Annotated in this window: 25 protein-coding genes; 19 read left to right on the plus strand and 6 right to left on the minus strand. The window is 67.9% G+C overall.

Annotated features, from left to right (window positions below):
• Window positions 1-101: 101 nt before the first annotated feature.
• Window positions 102-467 carry an antibiotic biosynthesis monooxygenase family protein gene (locus LTV02_RS14940; protein ID WP_233040559.1) on the minus strand — a complete coding sequence of 122 codons (366 nt, stop codon included), beginning with the start codon at window positions 465-467 and terminating at the stop codon, window positions 102-104.
• 78 nt (window positions 468-545) lie between these two features.
• Here LTV02_RS14940 and LTV02_RS14945 point away from each other — a divergent pair, with 78 nt between their 5' ends.
• Both LTV02_RS14945 and LTV02_RS14950 read left to right on the plus strand, forming a co-directional pair.
• Window positions 546-1,034, plus strand: a complete 489-nt coding sequence (locus LTV02_RS14945) for a MarR family winged helix-turn-helix transcriptional regulator (RefSeq protein ID WP_233040560.1) — start codon at window positions 546-548, stop codon at window positions 1,032-1,034.
• 410 nt (window positions 1,035-1,444) lie between these two features.
• Window positions 1,445-2,134 carry a PAS and ANTAR domain-containing protein gene (locus LTV02_RS14950; protein ID WP_233040561.1) on the plus strand — a complete coding sequence of 230 codons (690 nt, stop codon included), beginning with the start codon at window positions 1,445-1,447 and terminating at the stop codon, window positions 2,132-2,134.
• Here LTV02_RS14950 and LTV02_RS14955 read toward each other — a convergent pair.
• Window positions 2,116-3,036, minus strand: coding sequence for an NADP-dependent oxidoreductase (locus LTV02_RS14955; protein ID WP_233040562.1), 921 nt, complete (start codon window positions 3,034-3,036; stop codon window positions 2,116-2,118). The genes LTV02_RS14950 and LTV02_RS14955 overlap by 19 nt on opposite strands.
• Before the next feature lie 47 nt (window positions 3,037-3,083).
• Window positions 3,084-6,350, minus strand: a complete 3,267-nt coding sequence (locus LTV02_RS14960) for an AfsR/SARP family transcriptional regulator (RefSeq protein WP_233040563.1) — start codon at window positions 6,348-6,350, stop codon at window positions 3,084-3,086.
• Window positions 6,351-6,466: 116 nt separating this feature from the next.
• On the opposite strand from LTV02_RS14960, the gene LTV02_RS14965 reads away from it, so the two are divergent.
• The 5 genes from LTV02_RS14965 to LTV02_RS14985 all read left to right on the plus strand — a co-directional run bounded on the left by LTV02_RS14965 (window position 6,467) and on the right by LTV02_RS14985 (window position 9,984).
• Window positions 6,467-7,108, plus strand: a complete 642-nt coding sequence (locus LTV02_RS14965; protein WP_233040564.1) for a hemerythrin domain-containing protein — start codon at window positions 6,467-6,469, stop codon at window positions 7,106-7,108.
• Between the two features lie 32 nt (window positions 7,109-7,140).
• Window positions 7,141-7,524: a DUF4267 domain-containing protein gene (locus tag LTV02_RS14970; RefSeq protein ID WP_233040565.1), complete on the plus strand. Its 384-nt coding sequence runs from the start codon at window positions 7,141-7,143 to the stop codon at window positions 7,522-7,524.
• Between the two features lie 59 nt (window positions 7,525-7,583).
• The gene (locus LTV02_RS14975) at window positions 7,584-8,330 is read left to right on the plus strand and encodes a pirin family protein (RefSeq protein WP_233040566.1); all 747 of its coding nucleotides are present in this window, start codon (window positions 7,584-7,586) and stop codon (window positions 8,328-8,330) included.
• A 402-nt stretch (window positions 8,331-8,732) separates the two neighbouring features.
• Window positions 8,733-8,906 (plus strand): hypothetical protein, encoded by a 174-nt coding sequence (locus LTV02_RS14980; RefSeq protein ID WP_233040567.1) that lies wholly within the window; start codon window positions 8,733-8,735, stop codon window positions 8,904-8,906.
• Window positions 8,907-9,102: 196 nt separating this feature from the next.
• Entirely contained in the window at window positions 9,103-9,984 is an 882-nt protein-coding gene (locus tag LTV02_RS14985; protein ID WP_233040568.1) for an RDD family protein, read from the plus strand.
• Here LTV02_RS14985 and LTV02_RS14990 read toward each other — a convergent pair.
• Window positions 9,962-10,135, minus strand: a complete 174-nt coding sequence (locus LTV02_RS14990) for a CsbD family protein (RefSeq protein WP_067709983.1) — start codon at window positions 10,133-10,135, stop codon at window positions 9,962-9,964. The two genes, LTV02_RS14985 and LTV02_RS14990, sit on opposite strands and share 23 nt — an antisense overlap.
• A gap of 180 nt (window positions 10,136-10,315) precedes the next feature.
• Here LTV02_RS14990 and LTV02_RS14995 point away from each other — a divergent pair, with 180 nt between their 5' ends.
• The 4 genes from LTV02_RS14995 to LTV02_RS15010 all read left to right on the plus strand — a co-directional run bounded on the left by LTV02_RS14995 (window position 10,316) and on the right by LTV02_RS15010 (window position 11,979).
• Entirely contained in the window at window positions 10,316-10,789 is a 474-nt protein-coding gene (locus LTV02_RS14995; protein ID WP_233040569.1) for a DUF6328 family protein, read from the plus strand.
• 23 nt (window positions 10,790-10,812) lie between these two features.
• A complete protein-coding gene (locus tag LTV02_RS15000; protein WP_233040570.1) occupies window positions 10,813-11,142 on the plus strand; it encodes a hypothetical protein in 330 nt (109 codons plus the stop codon).
• A gap of 94 nt (window positions 11,143-11,236) precedes the next feature.
• Window positions 11,237-11,575, plus strand: a complete 339-nt coding sequence (locus LTV02_RS15005) for a hypothetical protein (protein WP_233040571.1) — start codon at window positions 11,237-11,239, stop codon at window positions 11,573-11,575.
• Between the two features lie 215 nt (window positions 11,576-11,790).
• Complete coding sequence (locus LTV02_RS15010; protein ID WP_233040572.1) at window positions 11,791-11,979, plus strand: hypothetical protein; 189 nt, start codon at window positions 11,791-11,793, stop codon at window positions 11,977-11,979.
• 1 nt (window position 11,980) lies between these two features.
• Here LTV02_RS15010 and LTV02_RS15015 read toward each other — a convergent pair whose 3' ends face one another.
• A complete protein-coding gene (locus tag LTV02_RS15015) occupies window positions 11,981-12,886 on the minus strand; it encodes a LysR family transcriptional regulator (RefSeq protein WP_233040573.1) in 906 nt (301 codons plus the stop codon).
• 86 nt (window positions 12,887-12,972) lie between these two features.
• On the opposite strand from LTV02_RS15015, the gene LTV02_RS15020 reads away from it, so the two are divergent.
• The 4 genes from LTV02_RS15020 to LTV02_RS15035 all read left to right on the plus strand — a co-directional run bounded on the left by LTV02_RS15020 (window position 12,973) and on the right by LTV02_RS15035 (window position 16,543).
• Window positions 12,973-13,515 (plus strand): dihydrofolate reductase family protein, encoded by a 543-nt coding sequence (locus LTV02_RS15020; RefSeq protein WP_233040574.1) that lies wholly within the window; start codon window positions 12,973-12,975, stop codon window positions 13,513-13,515.
• 191 nt (window positions 13,516-13,706) lie between these two features.
• On the plus strand, window positions 13,707-13,988 hold the full coding sequence (locus tag LTV02_RS15025; RefSeq protein ID WP_067709994.1) for a hypothetical protein: 282 nt from the start codon (window positions 13,707-13,709) through the stop codon (window positions 13,986-13,988).
• Between the two features lie 165 nt (window positions 13,989-14,153).
• A complete protein-coding gene (locus LTV02_RS15030) occupies window positions 14,154-15,497 on the plus strand; it encodes a hypothetical protein (RefSeq protein WP_233040575.1) in 1,344 nt (447 codons plus the stop codon).
• Window positions 15,498-15,622: 125 nt separating this feature from the next.
• On the plus strand, window positions 15,623-16,543 hold the full coding sequence (locus LTV02_RS15035; protein WP_233040576.1) for an alpha/beta hydrolase family esterase: 921 nt from the start codon (window positions 15,623-15,625) through the stop codon (window positions 16,541-16,543).
• A gap of 75 nt (window positions 16,544-16,618) precedes the next feature.
• Here LTV02_RS15035 and LTV02_RS15040 read toward each other — a convergent pair whose 3' ends face one another.
• Entirely contained in the window at window positions 16,619-17,077 is a 459-nt protein-coding gene (locus LTV02_RS15040) for a nitroreductase/quinone reductase family protein (RefSeq protein WP_233040577.1), read from the minus strand.
• 81 nt (window positions 17,078-17,158) lie between these two features.
• On the opposite strand from LTV02_RS15040, the gene LTV02_RS15045 reads away from it, so the two are divergent.
• From LTV02_RS15045 to LTV02_RS15060, 4 genes are all read left to right on the plus strand, one after another.
• The gene (locus tag LTV02_RS15045; RefSeq protein WP_233040578.1) at window positions 17,159-17,785 is read left to right on the plus strand and encodes a TetR/AcrR family transcriptional regulator; all 627 of its coding nucleotides are present in this window, start codon (window positions 17,159-17,161) and stop codon (window positions 17,783-17,785) included.
• A gap of 183 nt (window positions 17,786-17,968) precedes the next feature.
• Window positions 17,969-19,039: a hypothetical protein gene (locus LTV02_RS15050; RefSeq protein ID WP_233040579.1), complete on the plus strand. Its 1,071-nt coding sequence runs from the start codon at window positions 17,969-17,971 to the stop codon at window positions 19,037-19,039.
• A 119-nt stretch (window positions 19,040-19,158) separates the two neighbouring features.
• The gene (locus tag LTV02_RS15055) at window positions 19,159-19,974 is read left to right on the plus strand and encodes an SAM-dependent methyltransferase (RefSeq protein ID WP_233040580.1); all 816 of its coding nucleotides are present in this window, start codon (window positions 19,159-19,161) and stop codon (window positions 19,972-19,974) included.
• Between the two features lie 109 nt (window positions 19,975-20,083).
• Window positions 20,084-20,569: a hypothetical protein gene (locus LTV02_RS15060; RefSeq protein WP_067710008.1), complete on the plus strand. Its 486-nt coding sequence runs from the start codon at window positions 20,084-20,086 to the stop codon at window positions 20,567-20,569.
• Window position 20,570 lies beyond the last annotated feature (1 nt).

Consider the following 20,570-nt stretch of genomic DNA (forward strand, 5'->3'; position numbering starts at 1 on the left):
GGTCCGGCAAGGCATCCGGCCCTGCCGCGGGGTGCTGCCCGGCCGGCCGCGCTCTGACGCGAGCCGGCCGGGCAGTGAATCTTGTTGTCAGCGATCGGTATTCACTGCGACAGCGTGTCGCCGGGTCCCAATTCCAAGGTGGGATGGAAGATCATCGGTCGCGCGGTGAGGTCGAGTTCCTCCTGCATTCGCCCGGCCAGCTCCCGCCATTCCGGAGTGCCGAGGGCGGCGCCCAGGGCGGCGCCGCTGTCCCAGTCCCCGACGTTGACGAAAACCGCCTCGGCCGATTGCCCGGCCGCCTGGAACATCCGGGTGCGGCGAAATCCGGGTGCGGCCGCCATGTATTCGGCGCTGTCGCGCCAGCGCCGCAGGAACGCGTCGCGTTGCGCGGCGGGTACCGACATCGTGTTGATCACCGTGACCGGAGCGTCGGAGTCGGGGACGACCGGGTTGCTGGAAGCTGTCATATTGTCACGTTAAGTGACAGTATTGTTCTGTGTCAATCACTTTATGTGACAGTATTCTTCGATTGCTAAAGTGGGGTCATGGTGAACCGTCCGCTGAACTCACGTGGGGTATTCCTGTTGTCGCAGTTGGGCCATCACGTGGCATACCGCTTCACAGAGCGGCTGGCGCGGCTGGATTTGGAGCCGTCGCATTTCGCGGTCCTGAGCCACCTGGCCGACACCGACGGCCGCAGTCAGCAGGAGCTCGCGGATCTGCTGCGAGTCCACCGCAACGCGATGGTCGGCCTGGTCGACGAGCTCGAGCAGCGCGCACTGGTGACTCGGCGCCCGCATCCCGTCGACCGGCGCGCGCACGCGGTCCACCTCACCGATCACGCGCGTGCGGCGCTCGCGACGATCCAATCCGAGGCCGACGCACTGGAATCGGAGATCCTCAGGCCGCTCGACGAGTCCGAGCGTTCGGCGCTCATCCCGCTCCTGCACCGCATCGCCGCGCACGCCGACCTTCCCGCCGGAATCCATCCCGGCCTGCAACGCCGGCGCCGCGCACGCCGAGAACCGCAGTGAGCCAGGCTTGCCGAAGGGCTCTCGGCCTGCGCTGCGCGTAACCCCTCGCACGCCAGGGCGGCCCGGACGCGCGGGATGCGTCCGGGCCGCGGTCGGCTCGCGGCAGGAGAACGCGGGGCGGGTGCGACGCCGGCGGGTCGTGCCGATCGCGACCGGAGGGTGTGGCTCGGGTCGGGCGATCGTGGGGGTGCAGGAACTCCCGCCGGCGTGCCCCGGAGCGCACCGCGTGGTGGCCGGGCCGATACCGGCATCTGCGGGTATGCCGGTATCGGGAGTTTGCCGGGCCGGTCCGGGGCGCGTCCAGCGGCTGCGCGGGTACGGCATGGGTTGTCCAGGTCCCGGCACAACTTGTCGGTCGGTCCGGCGTGGAAGTGCGTCGATCGCCGCCGGTGCGCGGCGATAATCGGCGGATGGGCGCACCGGCTGACACACCACAGGAATTCCCGTCCGCGGCGGCGAACAACGAACCGGCGCCGCGGACGGGTAGCTTCCGGTTCTGGTTCGCCACCCGCCGCTGGGAGTGGTCGCCGGAGGTGTACCGCATGCACGGTTACGCCCCCGGCGAGATCGAACCGACCACCGAACTGCTGCTCGCGCACAAACATCCGGACGATCGTGAGCAGGTCGCCGAGGCGATCGCCCGCTCGGTCGAGCACGGGCAGCCGTTCTCGAGCCGGCACCGGTTCATCGATGTCACCGGCGGCGAGCATCAGGTGATGGTGGTCGCCGACGCCATCGTCGACGACGACGGCCGCACGGTCGGCACCTCGGGGTTCTATATCGACCTCTCCGCCACCCTCGCTGCCGCCGAACAGGACACGCTCAACGAACTGCTGCCCGGCATGATCGAAGCGCGCGCGGTGATCGAACAGGCCAAAGGCGTGCTGATGCGCATGTACCGCATCAACGACGAGCAAGCCTTCCGGGTGCTGCGGTGGCGTTCGCAGGAAACCAACGTCAAACTCCGTGCCCTGGCCGAACAACTCGTCGCCGAGCTACCGATGGTGCCCCCGCCGCCGCCGGAGATCGTGGCCAACTTCGACCACATCCTGCTGACCCTGCACGAACGCGTCCCGGGTGATCAGGGTTCGAGCACGTAGCGGCCGCGCGTCCCGCCCTTGGCCATGGCCCGGTGCGCATCGGCGGCCTCGCTCAGCGGCAGCACCGCGTGCACGCGGGTGGGCAGCCGTCCGGCTGCGGCCTGGGCCAGCAGCTGTCCCAGGCGCGGACCGTCGGACTGGACCATCAGGATGTTCACGGTGATGCCGCGCTCGGGCTCGGGCGTCAGGTTCGGCCGGACGCCGACGAAGGAGCCGCCGTCACGGACCGGCGACAGGCTCCACGTCTGCTGAGAAGTGGTGTCCACGACCGCATCCCAGCCCGGTTCGGCCACGGTGCGGAAGTCGGCGCCGAGCGAGCGGACGAACTGTTCGTCCTCGGCGCGGGCCAGTCCGGTCACCTGCCAGCCGCGGCCGGGGGCGAGCGCGATCACGTTCGCGCCGATCGCGCCGGCCGCGCCCGTCACCAGCAATCGATTGCCCTCGGCGGGCGCGTCGCCGAGCAGGTCGAGGATCTGCGCGGCACTCAATCCGCTGAGCGGCACCGTCGATGCCGCGGCGAAGCCGAGTTCATCGGGCACCACGGCCAGTTCGGCGGCGGGCACCACGAGTTGTTCCGCATAGGTGCCGAAGTCGCGATCGAAACCGAGGACGACACCGGCGACCCGGGTTCCGATGGCCAAGTCCACGCCCGGCCCGGTGGCGGCGACGGTGCCGGCGAAATCCCAGCCCAGCCCGGTGTGGGAGGGCTGGTTGATCATGCCCATCTGGTGGAAGAAGCCGCTCGCGACGCCGAGGTCGGTGGGGTTGACCGGTGCGGCCGCGACCGCGACCCGGACCTGACCGGGTCCGGGCTCGACCACCGGCACCTCGATGATCTCGATGGAATCGGGTCCGCTCGCGTTCCGGACGACCGCGGCCCGGAAAGTGCTGGGGTTGTTCATGTTTCATGCCTCCATCAGTTCGTTTCCGATGGGTTGAACACTGCGCCTCAGGCTTTGGAAGGAACTTGGAGCGAACTTGGAGCAGCGGCGGCACGGGCTCGGGCGTCGGTGGACCAGGCCGGTGCGTTCCATATCCCGGCGATGGCGGCGGCCCGGGCGAAATGCCCGGCGGCCGCGTCGGTGCGGCCCAGGAAGAGCGCGAGTTCACCGAGCGTGTGGGCGACCGGGCGCAGGGCCAGCGACACGCTCTCCGCACCCGCCGGTGGACCGTCCCGGTGCGGAAGCAGCTCCGAATAGCACTGCTCGGCGGCGCCGCGGTCGTTCGAGGCGAGCGCCGCCAGCGCACGCAGGGTGGTCAGGAAGGTGAAGAAGAAGTCGCGACGGATGGGAGCCGGCGCGGTACCGCTCCGGTCCGCCTCCGCGCCGCGGCCCGCCGCATGCAGGGCGAGGGTGAGCAGATCCTCGGCCATCGGGCCGAGTGCCGCGTGCAGTGCCCGCACCTCGTCCAGGTGCTCCCCCAGCGTGCCGTCATTGATCCAGATCGCCGCCAGCGCGAGCCGCAGGAAGCCCGCGGCGTGCACCGATCCGGCGCGTTCCATGCGCTCGGTGGCATCGGCGTACCGGCGCTCGGCCTCGGCGAACCGGCCCGCGATGAGTTGCAGTGTGGCCAGCGAGATCTCGGTGGCGCCGAGCGCTTCGGGCATCCGGTAGGCGCGGGCGAGTTCGTGCGCCTCCTCGGTGACGCGGCGCATGGTCGCCGGATCGTTGGCGGCCGCCGCGTGCGCGGCCTGTTCGAGCAACCCGGTCACGCGGTAGACGGGCAGGTCGTGCTCGACGCCGATCCGCACCAGTTCACGCGAGTACTCCGCCTGCCCGGACTCGCGCGCCAGGACCAGCAGCGCCGCGGCCCGCAGCCATGGCGACGCGGCAAGATCCAGGGCTTCCCGCGCCGCCGCCATCACCGTCGGATCGTGCTCGCCCACCAGTTCGTGGGCGTAGGCGATGAGCAGATGGCAGCGCGTATCGGCAGCGAGATCGGCTCGCCCGAGCAGACTTCGGAGCCGGTCGACGATGGGCCGGTCGACCGTGCCGTACGCGCGGGCCTGCCAGGGCGTGGGTTCGGTCCAGGCGGCGAACGCGGCGATCATCAGATCCGTGCGCCCGATCGACTCGGCGTATTCCACGGCCTGTTCGCGGGTGCGTCTGGCCGCGGCGAACGCCCCGGCTCTGACCTGGGCGCGCAGCAGCCGGCCGAGCAGGCTCACCCGCTCGTCCGGATCGCTGGAGTTGGCGACGGCGTCGCCGAGCAGCGCGGCCGCCACATCGTGGGCGTAGCGCGCCTCGGCCAGTTCGGCGGCCCGCGCGCAATATCCCACGGCCAGTGGCGATCCCGCGCGCGCATAGTGGTGGGCCAGCGCCGCGATATCCCCGGAGCCCTCCAGCGCGGCGGCGATCCGGGCGTGCATCCTGGTGATCCGCATCCGGCTCACACCGGTCATGAGCGTGTCGCGGACCAGCGCGTGCACGAATCGGACCCGCCCCGGCCCGGGCTCCTCCAGCAATCCGGCGATGACACCCGCGTCCAGCGCGTCCAGTACGCCGTCCTCGTCGGTGTCGGCGGCCCGCACGAGCACATCGACCGAGCTTTCCCGGCCCGCGACGGCCGCCAGCCGCAGCACCGACACCCCGCTCTCGGGCAGCCGGGCGAACCTGCGCCGCAATACATCCCGGACGCCCTCGGGCACTTCGGACAGCGCGATCAGCGCGCCCTCGCCGTGTAGCAGCCGGGCGGTCTCGCGCACATAGAACGGATTGCCGCCGGTCCGTTCGGCGATGCCGGCCACCGTCGCGTCGTCGGCCTCGCATTCGGAGCGGACCAGCTCCGCGATGGCGTCGCGATCGAGTCCGGGCAGGTCCAGCCGTAGCGGCGCGATGCGGGCGAGGGACGCGAGTGTCGTTGCCAGGCGCTCGCTTTCGTCCGCGCGGTAGGCGGCGACGATCAGGATCGGGTCCCGGGTGTCGACGCCGGCCAGCAGTTCCAGCGTGGCGGCGTCGGCCCGGTGCAGGTCGTCCAGCAGCACCGCGACCGGACGGTCGGCCGCGATCGCGGACAGCCAGGCCCACACGGCTTGCCGCAGCCGGAAACGGCCGGCCGCCGCGTCGCCGTTCGCGGTCGCCGAGTCCGACAGCAGGGGCGCCAGGCCGTCGGCGAAATCGCCGGGCGGCACACTCGCGGTGAGGTTCCGCAGTACTTCGACCCAGGCCCAGGCGGGCGGGGCGCTGTCCACGTCGGGGCAGCGGCCGGCGGCGACCAGCCACCCGTCGCGTTCGAGTTGCAGGCCGAGGCGCTCGAGCAATTTCGATTTGCCGAGCCCGGCCTCGCCGGTGACGAGCGCGACGCGCACGTTCGCGTGCGCGGTTTCCCGCGCGGTCGCGAGCAGGGCGGCCAGCTCGTTCTCGCGGCCCACGAACGGTACGGTGCAAAGGTTTTCGATGGGCGGCGGCGGGGTCGCCACGAAGCGGGGGGTGTCGGTTGCGGGCGCGGGCACGGCCGCGCGCAGGATATCCGTGCGCTGGGTGAGGATCGCCTCCTCCAGAGCCACCAGGTCCGGGCCCGGGTCCAGGCCCAGTTCGTCGGCGAGGGTGGCGCGGGCGCGGCGGAGCGCGGCGAGGGAGTCGGCTTGGCGGCCGCTGCTCCACAGCGCGAGCGCATGCAGGCGCCAGCCTTCTTCACGCAGGGGATGATCGCGAGTGAAGGTCTCGGTATCGGGCACCACCGCCGCCGGGTCGCCGAGCCGCAGTCCGGCCGCGATGTGCAGTTCGCGTGCGACCAGGCGCAATTCGTCGAGTCGCGCGGTCTCGGCGGCGACCCACGGCTCGTCGGCGACCTCCGCGAACGCGGGCCCGCGCCACAGTGCCAGCGCCTCGCTCAGCCGGGCATGCGCCGCGCGTGGGTCGGCGAGCGTGCGCGCCTCGTCGAGCAGTTCCTCGAAACGCCAGGCGTCCACCGCTTCTCGCGGCAACCGCAACGCGTAGCCGGGCGCGGCGCTCACCAGCACACGAGCCGGAGCCCGGGGCGGGCGGCCGGGTTCGAGCAGGCGGCGCAAGTTGGACACATACGCCTGCAATGACGCCAGGGCCCGCGACGGCGGTTCGCCGCGCCACAGGTCCTCGATCATCCGGTCGACCGGAACCACCTGCCCGCGCGCGGCCACCAGCAGGGCCAATACGCCGCGCTGCCGGGGCCCGCCGAGCGGCAGGGATTCGCTGTCGACCTCGGCCGCGAACGAACCCAGCACACGCACAAAAACCATGACGCGTCACATCGTACGCGAGTCCCGGGTTCGAGGGCTCCAAGCCGGTTCCCAGTCGCTTCCAAATCCCGGACCGCAGGCTCGAGGGCATCGAAACGACCTGAAGGACACCAACAATGAGCGTCGATACCCAGGATATGAAGATCGTCCACCGCGCCTTCCGCCGCGAGTCCCGGCTGCTGATCGAACTCGTCGCGGCGGTCACCCCGGGCGACACCGCGCGCGCCGCGATTCTCGCCGGCCATTACCGGGATTACCGGCTCGGGCTGCGGAACCATCACGAGGGCGAGGACGAATTGCTGTGGCCGCCACTGCTTTCCCGGGTCGATCCGGGCACGGACGTCATCCTGCGCATGCAGGCCCAGCACGAGCGCGTCGAAGCCAACCTGAACAGGCTGGACGGCGCGGTCCCGGCCTGGGAGGCCACGGCCGGCGGCGACGAACGCGACAACCTGGTGGGGCTGCTCGTCGATCACCGGGCGGTCCTGCTCGAGCACCTCGACGACGAGGAGACGGCGCTGCTTCCCCTGGCGGCCGAGTACATCAGCGAGCGGGAATGGGCCGCCCTGGGCGAGCACATGGTGGCCAGTACCCCCAAGCTGACCCTGCTCACGCTGCTCGGGCTCGTCCTGGAGGACGCCGACGGCGGCGAACGCGCCCGGCTCCTAGGCGCTCTCCCCGCACCGGTCCGCGCCGTCTGGCACCTGTTCGGCCGCCCCCGCTACTCCCGCCGTATCCGCCGGGTGCGCGCCGCCTGACCGGAAACACCTGTCCAGCAAAGGAATCCATCATGCAATCGATCATCGGCTATGCCCTCGCCGCGCTCATCGCCCTCGCGGTCTTCGTCATGGGCAGCAGCTTCTTCTGGGCGCCGCAGGGCGCGGCGGGCTTCGGCATCCCCGGCTCCCCCATCCAGGACCCCGCGTTCCGCGCCTGGCTGCGCGTCAAAGGCGTCCGCGATATGGCCTGCGCGGTCGGCATCCTCGTCCCGCTCGCCGCCGGCGCCACCACACTGCTCGGCGGGCTCCTGCTCGCGCTCGCCCTCATTCCCCTCGGCGACGCCGCGATCGTGCTCCGCAGCAAAGGACCCAAGTCGGCCGCCTATGGCGTACATGCCGGTTCGGCGGCCGTGATGCTGGTCGCGGCGGCGCTGCTGCTGACGATCGGGTCCTGAGGAATAACCGGCAACGTTTCGGCGATTCCGGGTATGACCGCCCATGAGGAGATGACTCGATGACCGCACCCGCCGACCAGCTGCAGGTGATCCGTGCCGCGGATCGCGTCCACTGGCGCAACGAATGGCTCTGGTCCAAACAGTCCTTCAACGCCACCGGCAATTTCGACCTCGCCGCCAGCGCCCACGGCATCCTCATGGTCCACAACGAAGACTTCGTCGACCCCGGCGCCGGCTTCGACACCCACCAGCATCAGGACACCGAGATCGTCACCTGGGTGCTGGAAGGCAGTGTGGTGCACCAGGATTCGGCCGGTCACTCCGGAATCGTCCACCCCGGCCTGGCACAGCGCATGAGCGCCGGCACCGGCATCCTGCACTCGGAACGCAACGGGGCCGCCTGGAACGAGAAGCCCGCCCTGCATGTCGTCCAGATGTGGATCCCGTCCGATGAAACCGGCCTCGCACCCTCCTACCAGGAGATGGACGTCGCCGACGCGCTCACCGACGACGCCCTGGTCGCGGTCGCCTCCGGTATGCGCCGCCATCGCGACGAAACGGCCATCACTCTGAACAATCGCTATGCCGCGCTGCACGTCGCCCGTTTGCGCACCGGCGCGGCGGTGCGGATCCCGGACGCACCGTACGGCCATCTGTTCGTCGCTCGGGGCGCCGTCGACCTCGAATCCGCCGGACGCTTGGAGCAGGGCGACGCGGTTCGCCTGACCGCGACGGGCGGACACACCGTCACCGCGCTCGAACCGAGCGAACTGCTGGTCTGGGAAATGCACGCCGGCTTCGCCTGATCCGCGCCGGAGTGTGCCGGTGGAGACTGGCGAGACGACCGTCTGCGGGATCTCGCCAGCCGTGCAACCGTTTTCGCGATGCCCGCTCAGGGGTTGGGGAGCGGGCCCGCAGCGGCCGCCAAGGGCGGGGCGGCCGGAGACGTCGGATGCGGTTCGGTAGCGGTTGCGGGGCTTCCGGTTTGCTCACATCCTTCGTCCACCACCGAATCTAGTCGCGGGCGGGACAGATTCAGGTGTCAAGCCACAGTTTTGGCACAATAGGTGAGTTCCTGGCACGCCACGTCACGTGTTTTCCACAGAATTGCCACACGATCGCTGACACTCGTGCAGAATGCGGAGCGAATGGTCATGTGGCCCCAGGGGATCCGGTCTTCACCTCCCCGGGGGTGTTAGGAGGCACTGATGTTCGTCCACTCCCCAGCGAAGGCGCTCGCCGAAGAAATCCTGGCCCGCTACGGCAGTCTGGACGCGTTCTGCGCCCGCCTGCACACCGCGGTCGAGCCGGTCACCGAAGAACTGCCGATCTGGCAACCACCCGCCGACCCCGCAGGCCGGCATCGATGGCGCGCCGCCTGATCCACCGCGCCGAATCCGCACCGCCGCCGAGCCAGAACGCCTCGGTGGCGGTTCGCTATTCACGAGCATCGGAATATGTCATGCTTGCGCCGTGATTTTCGGTGGGGGCACACGTCGCGATGCTGTGCGGGTTGGTTCGGATTATCTTGGCGCAGAGGGGGATCCACGGTTTCCCTCACCGCGCCGGTTACGCAGCGTGGTGGCGACTATCGCGGATATCGTGCTGATTTTCGCCATCGACGTCGCTGTCATGTGGTGTCTGATGTTCACGCCCGGTCTCAACCACGGCGCGCCGGTGCTGGGCGGATACCTTCTCCTGCTGCTACTGGCGTTCGCCCAGTACTTCCTGCTGCCCAGCCTTATCGGAGCCAGTCTCGGCCAACTGGCCTGCGGGCTCACGCTCATCCGCTGCGCCGACGGTTCCCGCCCGAACATTCGCGATATCGCTCGCGCCGTGCTGCGGCAGCGGGGCGTCCGCTTCCGCGGCATTCACACGCTCGCACCACATCTCGTCGTGGTGCGCCGTCGAGATCTCATGGCGTTCCGCGCCGCCGGTGCCTCGCATCCCGCCGTAGCGCCGCGACCGGAGCCGCCGGAATACCATGGCGCCGAGGGCGATCCGCGGTATCCCTCCCCGCGCGATCTCCGCAAGGCCACGTCCACCGTCATCGACATCCTGCTGATCGTGATCGTCTCCCCCGCCCTCGGCGCGGTAGCCGCCCTGCTCACGCACACCAGTCCCGAACTGGCGATGACCGTCTGCTTCTGGACTCTCGCCCCACTCCAACTGGTGGCGCTCCCGGCCTGGACCGGCGCCACCCTCGGCCAATCACTCTGCGGCCTGACCCAGATCCGCGGCAGCGACGGCCGACCCCCGGCATTCCGCGACGCCCTCGGCATCGGCAAGACCCTCCCGGCCGATATCCGCGCCCGCCGCGACCTCTATGTCACCTTCGCCGGCCTGGTGGTGGTGCGCCGCCGCGATGTGCCGGGCCCGGGACCCGGCGGTCATCCCCTGTCGGAGCGGGACGACCGCCTCGGCCCGGCGCACGGCCTCAGTTCCGGAAAGCGTCTTTGACCTTTTCTCCGGCGTCCTTCAGGTTCGACTTGATCTGGTCGGCTTTGCCCTCGGCCTCGCGGTCCTCGTCGCCGGTCGCCTGACCGAACTTCTCCTTGGCCTTGCCGGCCAGTTCCTCGGCCTTGTTGTTCGCCTTGTCGGTCGCGCTCATATCGATTCCTCCTGTGTAGTCGGTATCGGGGGTCGGTCGACCCAGAGTTCGTCTACCCGGATGAACGGGGGCAAAACAGCGCGGTGGCCGGAATGATCTTCGGTGCATGAACGCGGTAGCGGGCGGGTATGGCCGAGGCAGGTAATCGATCATCAGGTCGAAGGTCGAAGGTCGAAGGACATGGGCAGCGACAACCGCCGGCACGAAACGGAAACCGAACGGCTCGACCGCAACTGGTCCAGCCTGGCGCAGGAGCTGCGTGTGGTGCAGACCGGCGTGCAGTTGCTGACCGGGTTCTTGCTGACCTTGCCGTTCCAGAACCGTTTCGAAATGCTGTCGTACTCGATGCGGCAGTTGTATCTGCTGGTCGTCGCGACGTCGATCGGCGCCACCGTCTGCCTGGTCGCCCCGGTCGCGGCGCATCGGGTGATGTTCCGGCAGCACCGGATCGCGAGCGTGGTCGTCACCGCGCACCGGTACGCGATCGCCGGTCTCGCGCTGCTGGGCATTTCGCTGACCGGCGTCGCGGTGCTGATCTTCGACACGGTGGACGGGGCGACCGCGGCGATCATCGCGGGATGCTTCTTCGGTTCGTTCTTCGCCGCGGTCTGGGTGCTGCACCCGTGGCACCAGCACCGAGGCGATCGACGGTAGTGGTCATGGCGAAAGGATTGAGCATGTCTGGTCACAAATGGACTCGCGGAACCACCTGGGCCGCTTCGGCATTGATCGCGGCGGCACTGGTGCTGACCGGCTGCGACAAGGCCGAGGAGGTCGTCAACAAGGGCGGCGATACGCCCTGCAATGAGTTCATCGCGCAGGATCACGACAAACAGCAGGTCACCGTGCGTAAATACCTGCAGAACGATACGCAGCTGGAGACACCGTCCCCGGAGACGGTCGACGGCGCCATCACCACGATCGACCTGATGTGCCGGGCGCAATCCAATGCGCAGACACCGATCCGCAATGCCGATCTGACGGGGATCCTGGTCCCCAAGAAGTAGCGGCGCCCGCCGCGGGGAGTTGGTTCCGGGCTGGCGCGATCGGCGGCCGCGTGGCGCAATCGTCGCTGTCGCCGAGCGCCCGGGGTTCACCAGGATGGTCAGCGAAGCCGCGGCGGCGATTGCGGACGAGGTACCCGCCGCGCGGGAGGAAGCAATGGTGGAGCGCGGCAACGGAGAAGAGATACACGTCAGCGACGAGCAAGCGGAGGCTCTGACCATACTGTCGGAGCTCCAGACCCTGCTCGAACGGCTGCCCGAGCAGGACCCGGCCTATCGCGACCTGCTCGACCGCCGGTTGGTCGCGGCGGCGGAGGCGTTGAACCTCGGGCTGGAGGCCCGAACCATCCAGGCCATAGGGCAATTCACCGAGATCGGCATGAAGCAGGTGCGCGCGGTCGCCGAGGAGTTCCGGGCCGACGACGCCGACCTCTGAAGCCGCGGCCGTGCCACCGGGCACCTTTCACTCCTTGCACTCGCCTGTGCTGAGTGCTAGAAAATATCTATGCCGGATGACAGAGGTTATCTGTCGAGCCTCATACAAAACCTCATCCGCCGAAGCACGAGTGAAGGGTGAGCCCGTTCAGCACGGGGCTTGCGGGCTCACCCGCCCCTTTCGATCCCAGCCCCGATGGTGAGAGAGAAACCGTGATGACCACCGATCCGCACACCGACGTGGTGCACTGGCCCGAACCCAGCCCGCTACGACCGTGGTGGGAAGCCGTCATGGCCCCGGCCAGAACCGCCGCCCCGGCGATCCCGCGCTCACCGGTTCCCCGCAATCGCCACGCCCGCAACCCTTTCCGCCACTCGGAACCGCCTACCCGCATCGCCTGCTGAGCTACACGCCGGGGTCGGCCGGGCGGGCGGCCTCGGCGACCATCGCGAGAAACGGTGCGAGCAGCGGGTTCTTGCGGTTCGCCGGCCACATCAGGCCGTAGTCGATCGGCGGTGCGTCGCGGAACGGCACGAAGACCAAGCCCGGGCGGGAATGGAAGCGTTCGGCGCGGGCCGAGACGGTGCTGACGCCTACGCCTTGGCTCACGTGGACCAGTACTTCGGGCCAGAAATTGGTGGCGGGGCCCTGCGGGATCGGGCGGCCGGAGGGGGTGCGGCGCGGGAAGTAGTAGTCCATCCAGTAGCGCGGTATCCGGTCGTCGGCGATGGTGATCAGGGTGGCGTCGGCCAGGTCTTCCAGGGAGACCGAATCGAGGGCGGCGAAGCGGTGTCCTTCGGGCACCATCAGCGATCGCGGTTCGGAGAACAGGATGGGGCCGGTGGTGATGTCGGGTTCGGCGATCGGGAACTCGGTGAGTTGCAGATCGACTGCGCCCGAACGCATTCGGCCCAGCGGGTCGGCCAGCTGGATCTCCTCCACGTGTACGACGCTGCCCGGGTGGCGAATCCGGAACAGGTCGGCGGCCCGCACCATCAGGTTCCCGCACCACGGCGCCGAAAACCCCACCGTGATGGTGGGTTTCACCGTGTTGCCGAGGCTCGCCGCGGTCAGTCCCGCGGTGATCTGGTCGTAGGCCGGTTGCAGGTCCTCGCGCAACTGCTTGCCGATCGCGGTCAGGGTCACCGACCGGCTGTTGCGTTCGAAAAGCGGTGCGCCGATGCGTCGTTCGATCTTGCGAATGATCTGGCTGACCCGGCTGGTCGTCAACCGCAGCCGCTGCGCGGTCCGCCCGAAGTGCAATTCCTCCGCGAGCGTGAGAAATGCCTCCAGCTCGAGTCGTTCCAACATCGATCCTCGTTTCGTGAAATTCCGCTACACGCTGTGGACCGGATTCCGGTCTTGGTCCGCCCGCGCCGCTCACGAAGACTCGCCCCATGAGCAAAGTTGTTGTGGTGATGTACATGTCGATGGACGGCGTGGTCGAGAATCCGGCCTGGACCGGACCGTTCTGGAACGACGAGCACGCCAAGTACCAGCACGGGCAGCTCGCGGAGAGCCGGGCGCTGCTGCTGGGCCGCCGCACCTACGAGGAATTCGCCGCCTCCTGGCCGCACCGCGACGAATCCGACGCCTTCACCGCCCGGATGAACCGCATCCCCAAATACGTCGTGTCTCGCACTCTCGAAGCCCCCGCCTGGAATTCCATCGTCGTCGACGATGCGTTCGCCGAACGGATCGCCGAGCTCAAAGCCGAACCCGGCCGCGATCTCCTCGTCTACGGCAGCATCGACCTGGTCGGGTATCTGCTCGAGCAGGCCCTGGTGGACGAGCTGAAACTGTTCATCCACCCCCTCGTCCTGGGTTCGGGACGCCGCCTGTTCGACGACGGCGCCGTACCGTCCGCCTGGACGCTGGCCGGCACTCAGTCCTTCAGCTCCGGGGCAGCGGTCCTGGACTTCCGCCCGGCCACGGTCTGATCGGCGGTATCCCTTCGGCGGCAATACAAGCCGGTGCGCTGCGATTCATGCCGATCACCCTCGCCGCCGGCGCTGATACGGACCTGACGCCGGCCTGACATCGCGCTGACGCCCGCGCAGGCGACGCCGGATCGCGGATGTCGGGTCACGCATCCCGCACCCCTCGCGCCCGAGGACTAGCGTTAGCGGTCATGACGACCTGGGACATTGTGGTGACGGTCGGCGAGGAAGACCGACTCGTCTTGATGGAAGCGGCCGACGCGGCGGGCATGGGCCTGGAAGCGTATCTGTCCTGGTGCGTCCGAATCCTCGCCATGCAGGCCCGTCCCGGCTCCGGCAAGCAGCACAATCTCCCCGGCCAGGCCCGGCCGGGACGTCCCGCGCCCGAGGACGACGAATCCGAGGCCGCCGCCTGGGCGGAAACCTTCAGCCAGCGGCTGTCGCACCGGGCCGACCGCAAGCCCGAGATCTGATCCGGATCGCCGGGCGGCTGCCGTCGTTCCGCGCGGGATTCCTCGGCGCGTCGTCGACGACTTGCCTTGCCGGGAACAAGATTTCGCGCGCGGTTATTGACCGGGCGGGTGCGTCGCCGGACGATCGAAGCTCATCACAATCGGCACGGACGAAGCGAGAAGCCGATGAGCACCACCAGCTTGAACAGTGGAAATCTGCTGCCGCCCGGCGGCGCGAACAAGGGGTCCGCGCTGGCGGCGGGGAACTATCTCAGGGTAGGTGACTACTTCTTCAAACAGGGGCCGCGGTCGGGGTTCTACGCCGTATTGCAGGGCAATGGGGATCTGCGGTTCTACTTCGCGAAGCCGGGGGCCACCGGGGGCGCTTACGCCGATATCGATCCGAGCCAGCCGTATTACTCGGTGGTGGGTGATGCCGGGTCGGCGCATATCGACAAGAGCTGGAAATTCAATCCGGCGCAGACCAACGGGCAGTACTTCGCGATCATCCAGGCCGACGGCAACTTCGTCATCTATCGCGGAACCGGTCCGGCCGACAATCACGGGCCCTGCTGGGCTACGAATACCTGGCAGCAGGGGCCCGGGCCGAACTATTGGGCGGTGTTCGCGCCGGACGGGAACCTGCAGATCGGTTCGGCTCCGGCGGGAGTGGTGCCGGACAACGGGTTCGATCCGGCGTATATCACCTGGAATTCCAGCCAGAGCTATGCGGCGAATCGGGTCACCGGCGGGAGCAGTCTGCAGGCGGGGCAGTGGATCGCGCGGAACACCGTATTGCCTTCCGCCAATGGCAGATACGGGATCAGCCTGGGCGATACCGGGGCGCTCACCCTGGTGTGCGGGACTCCGCCGGGCAGTGGCATTCAGGCCGGGCGGCAGGCGTATTGGAGCAATCGCATCGCCAAACCAGCGTTCGCGTGCTTCGCGATCATGCAGAGCGATGGCAATCTCTGCGTCTACAAGGGCACCGACCCGGGGCACAATCAGGGCTTGTACTGGGCTATCTCGACCAAGGCCCGGCCGCAGGGCAGCTATGTCGCCACGATCACCGACGAGGGCACCCTCGCCGTGTTCGCCGGGACCGATCCGAATACGGGTGCGGTCTCGCTGTGGAACAACGCCGCGCCCGCGAACCCGACCGCCAATGTGCTCACCATCGTCGCCGGCAACAATCAGACGGTGCACGGCGGCGGTATCGGGATGGACTGGGTTTCGGCCGCGCCGCTGTCGGTGAAATACGGCAAGGGCAATGGTGTTCCCTTCGCCGGCGTGCCGATCTACTTCTCCCCCTACGCCCCCGGCGGCGAGGCGATGCGGATCTCGTTCGACGGTAATTCCGAGCAGGCGTACGCCTCCTACACCACCGACAACAGCGGCATCGCCACCACACCGAAGGTCTGGGTGTTCATCCTCAGCACCGCCGGCACCACCTTCGATATACGGGCGGCGATCGGCGGGTACAACGGGAATCCGTTCACGGACTTCATCATTCACGGTCTCGATCCGTAGATTCCAGCCCTGGATCGCCGTCACCGCCGCCGACAAATCCGAGCGATCGTTTCGAAACCGTCACAGGAACTAGATCACCCTGTTACCTTCCCTCACGAAAGCTATTGAGGGACAGGTGATTCAGTTTGTCACTGCATATTCGGCGTTTCGCCGCACTACTATTCGCGACGATCGCGACGGCCACGCTGGCCGGAACCGGAACTCCCGCCACCGCCGAGCCCGGTGTCGGCGAGGTGGAAATCCAGGATGAGCAGGTGGCGGAACCGTCGGCGGCCTGCTCCACCGCCGACACCGCCGGCAAGCGCATCACCATGCAGACCGACGACGGCCGTCCCTATCTGGTGTACGTGCCCAAGGGATTGACCGGGGCCGCACCGCTGATCGTGGCGGTGCACGGCGGCATGAGCTCACCCGACAAGTTCGCCGGTGAGACCGGATTCGACGGATATGCCGAGAGCAAGAAGTTCATCGTCGCCTACCCGCGCGGTCCCAAGGCGGAAAGCGGCGGCTACGGCGGCTGGGACTGGGCCAAAGGCTCGGCCGATGTGACCTTCCTGCGCAAGGTGATCACCGGTGTGGCGGGCAAGTACTGCGTGAATCCGCGCCGCGTGCACATGGCCGGCCACTCCAACGGCGGCCAGATGACCTCGCGCATGGCCTGCGATTCCGCGGGCACCATCGCCTCCGCGGCCACCTTCGCCTCCTACTTCCCCGGCGGATTCGACTGCTCCCCCAGCCGCGACATCTCCTTCGGCGTCATGCTCGCCGCCAACGACGCCCTGACCTGGCAAGCCGGCGCCGAATCCAATCGCGACATGTGGCGCATGCACAACAGCTGCGGCGCCAAGACCACCGAATCCGGCTATCAGGTCAAGAACGGCGAAAGCTACGCCTGTGCAACCGGTTCCGAAGTCGTCTACCGCCTCTACCAGGACCAGCCGACCCCGGAACAGGCACACAACTGGCCGACCCCGACCGGAAACCAGAACTGGAACGCCGACATCTTCAACCGCATGTGGAAGCTGTTCGTAGACAACCAGCTTTGATCCGTCACCGAAAGTGACGTGTACGCAGCAGGATTCGGGCAGGGCCTGGCGCGCGAGTGTCAGGCCTGTCCTGCGTCAGGCACCCGAGGCGGTATCGATGCGAATGAGCTTGGTGCGCAGGGATGCCGCCCTGATGTCATCGGGATCGGGAAGCCCGTCGGCGCCTCGGCGAACACCGTAATAGCGCGAATCTCCGGGCACCGCATGGAGAAACGCCGACAGGCTTTCGGCGACGGCCGCCGGCTCCGCGACGACGATCGCGCTGCCCACGACCTTCCGACCGGCGACGAGCAGTTCCACGGCGGCGTTGTCGCGCAAGTTGATCCACCATTTGCTGTCGGTGTAGCAGCTGAGCTGATCGCCCTGCCGGACGTATCGGACCACGGCGGTGTACCGATTGCCGGTCTTACGGCCGGTGAACATCAGCAGCATGGTGTTCTTGCTCATCAGCCGATGCGCGCGCGACCGCAGAATCCGCTCGGCCATCCAGTTCACGTAGCCGGGCACGGTGGGCGGAGTAGTGGATGTGCTCATGGTGTGTCCCCCAAGCTATTTCGCACATGTACAACAAGCGAGGCTACCGGCTGTTGTACACGTGTCAAGTAAGTTGGTGTGATGGCCGCACGACGAATGAGCCCCGAGCACAGGCGCAACCAGCTACTCGACGTCGGCGCCGAGCTCTTCGCCGAAAAACCGTACGAGGACGTGCTGATGGAGGACGTCGCCGATCGCGCCGGCGTCACCCGCGGCCTGATGTACCACTATTTCCCGAACAAGCGCGACTTCTACACGGCCATCTTCCAGCGCGCCAGCGACCGCCTGCTCGCCACCGCCGACGTCGACGACGACCGCCCCTTCACCGAACTCCTGGAAGCCGCCGTCGACACCCACATCCAGTACTTCCTCGACAACGCACGCACCGCCGCAACCGTCAATCGTGGCGCACTCTCCGGCGATCCGGCGATCCAAGCCATCATCGCCCGCGAACTCGACACCGTAGGCCAACGCCTCCTCGACAAACTCCAACTAACCGGCCACGCACGCCACCTAGGCGCCCTCGCCATCCAAGGCTGGCTGGTCTTCGGCCGCACCGTATGCGTCGAATGGACACAGTCACAATCGATTTCCCGATCCGAACTAACCCAACTCTGCCTCGCCGCCTTCACCGGAGCAATCGAACCCGCCCTCACCCTCCGCGACCGCAGCGACCATTCTCGAGCTCTTCCGGATATACCGGCGTGATGTGCTGGGGCGGTTCGAGGCGAACGAGTGGCGTTGGCAGGTCGAAGAATTCGAAGGGGTTGCGAAGGTACCAAACGCGGGACGCGGAAACTCCCGGCCGCCGGCGGAATAGCGGGAGCGCACGCCTCGGGTAAGCCGGTATGCGAGACTGGCGCCGTGCAGGCCAAACGTAGGGTTCACTTCGTGGGCAGCTTGCCCGCACAGTTGGACAGTCCTGAGCAGGCTATGGGGTTCGCCGTCGATACGGCCGGTGAGTTCCTCGACGGCATGGTTCCGGGTTGTGAAGCCGACCCGTATCGCGCCCAGTGGTACATCAGACCGATCATCGACCGGCTCGGCGAGATTCCGGCGCTGGCGCCTGTACGCAGTGGTGACTGGTCTTCGCTGCGCTCCCGCGACACCTTTCGGCTGCGGCCGGGCCGATCGCTGGCCGAAGCCGATGTCGATAGCGCGCTCGGCTATGCGAAGGAGACCCGCCGGGCCTTGGACGCGCTGGCCGAACAGCGGCGGACCGATCCCGGACTTCGCTTGCAGGTGGGGATCCCGACACCGTTCGTCGTCGGTTTCATCGCGTTCGAGGCGCGCATGCTCCGGTGGCGCGGCGGCTTCCCCTACTACCGCCCGATCCTCGACGCCACCGTCAGGGAGATCGTCCGCATCCAGGAAGCGTTGCAGGACAATGTCGTATTCCAACTCGAATTGGCCGCCGAGACCCTGCTCTGCGCGGCCGCGCCCCCGGGGCTGCGGCACGGCGCGGCCACGGCGGCCGGCCGGGCGATCGCACGCCTGGTCGCACGCGCCCCGCACGATTCCCGATTCGGCGTGCACCTGTGCTTCGGCAGCCTCGACGACAAACCCGCCATCCGGCCGAGGTCGACCGCCCCGGTTGTCGCACTGGCCAACGCGATAGCGCACCACTGGCCCGCGGGCAGGCACCTCGATTTCATCCACATGCCCATCGGCGACGGCAAACAGGCGCCGGTCCGCCCGCGGTACTACGCACCGCTGGCGCGCCTGGAAGTACCGGCCGGCACGCGCGTGGTCGCCGGGCTCGCCCACCCGGAACAACCGCTCGCGCAGGCCCGCCAGGCGCTGGCGATGGCGGAGTCGGCCTACGGCGGCCCCGTGGATGTCGCGGCCCCGTGCGGCCTGGGCCGATACGCGACCGTCGACCGCGCGCGGTCCGCGGTGGCACACGCGGTCGCGTTGGCTGAGACAGTTCCGAGCCCGACCCACGGCAGCGGTGGAGAATAGGTATCCGTCGGCCTGCCGGGGCGCGTCGAATCACGTTGCGCCGGAACGCGGTACACCCGCGACCCGACCGGGGCGGCAATTCGCGCACACCCGGCGTGGCGGTCGGCTACGGTTAGTCTGTGGCCGAAGGTGCAGATGGACCTGCCGCGTCGGAGCTTAGACGGAAACCGGACTCGCTCAATCCCGAAGAGGTGAGCGCCGCCCGGGTGTACGACTACTTGCTGGGCGGGAAGGACAATTACGAGACCGACCGGGAGATGGCCGGCCGGATGCTCTCGCAGGTGCCCGAAATCAAGACTTTGGTCTGGTTCACCCGGGGTTTCCTACTGAAAGCGGTCGAGATGGCCGCCGATGCCGGTATCCGTCAGTTCCTCGATCTCGGTTCCGGGATCCCGGTCTCGCCCAGCGTGCACGAGGCGGCTCGGGAGATCCAGCCGTCGGCACAGGTGGTGTACGTCGACTACGACCCGGTCGTGGTCACCCATTGCGACGCGCTGCTAGCCGGGCCGCCCGGAGTCACCGCACTGCTGGGCGATATTCGTTGTCCCGGTGAAATTCTCGAGCAACTGCGCGAACGCGAGCTGATCGATTTCAACGAGCCGGTCGCCGTCATACTCTCCGGTGTGCTGCATTACGTGATGGACGACGAACGCCCCGCCGACATCGTCGCCACCTTCCGTGATCAGCTGGCACCGGGCAGCTACCTGGCGATGAGTCATGGCTCCTCCGACTCCGACCCCGAGATACTGCGGGTCCTGACCGGCACCAACAACACTCCGTCCCAGGTCAAATTCCGGTCCACACCGGAGACACAGGCATTCATGGACGGATTCGACCTGTTCGAACCCGGCGTAGTGCCGGTACAGCAGTGGCTCCGCCCCGGCTTGCCGACCACCCGGATGATCATGCTCGGCGCTATCGGGCGCAAACCCTGAGGAAGCGGCCACGAGCACGAGTATCCTTTGATGCGCCAATTTCGTTGATGGCTCCCTTCACATTCGAGCGTGCATCATGCGCTGTCCCAGTTGATCAGAGGATGAAGAGATGAAGTCCTTCAATATCGTCGCTGGTGTCGTGTCGTCGATCATGACGGTCGCCGTGGCCTCGACCGGCGCCTCGATTGTCAATGCCCCAGCCGCCTCCGCCGCCCCCGGCGGGTTCCTCATCACCAAAGACGTTCCCACCGTGGACGATCTCCACGACCAGGTCGTGTTCCTGATCGAAACGCCCGGCGTCTCCGACGAAGCCAAAGCGGCCAATATGGAAGGCGGTATGGGCGCGGTCGCGGTCGCGAACGCCCTCTACAACACCGGCCTGTTCCGCGCACCGTACGGTTCGAACGAGATCTCCGGTCCGGAAACCCACGACGGCAACGTGCACACCGCTATGCTGCGCACCAAGTCGGTCGGACGACCGGATATCACCGCGCGCGTGGTCTGGAAACGGATCGACGGCGTCTGGAAACTCTCCAACAGCTCTGTGTGCGAGGGCATTCAGGCCGTAGGACTGTCGATGTCCTGCGACTTCTGAC

The organism is Nocardia yamanashiensis, from assembly GCF_021183565.1.
GTDB lineage: Bacteria > Actinomycetota > Actinomycetes > Mycobacteriales > Mycobacteriaceae > Nocardia > Nocardia yamanashiensis.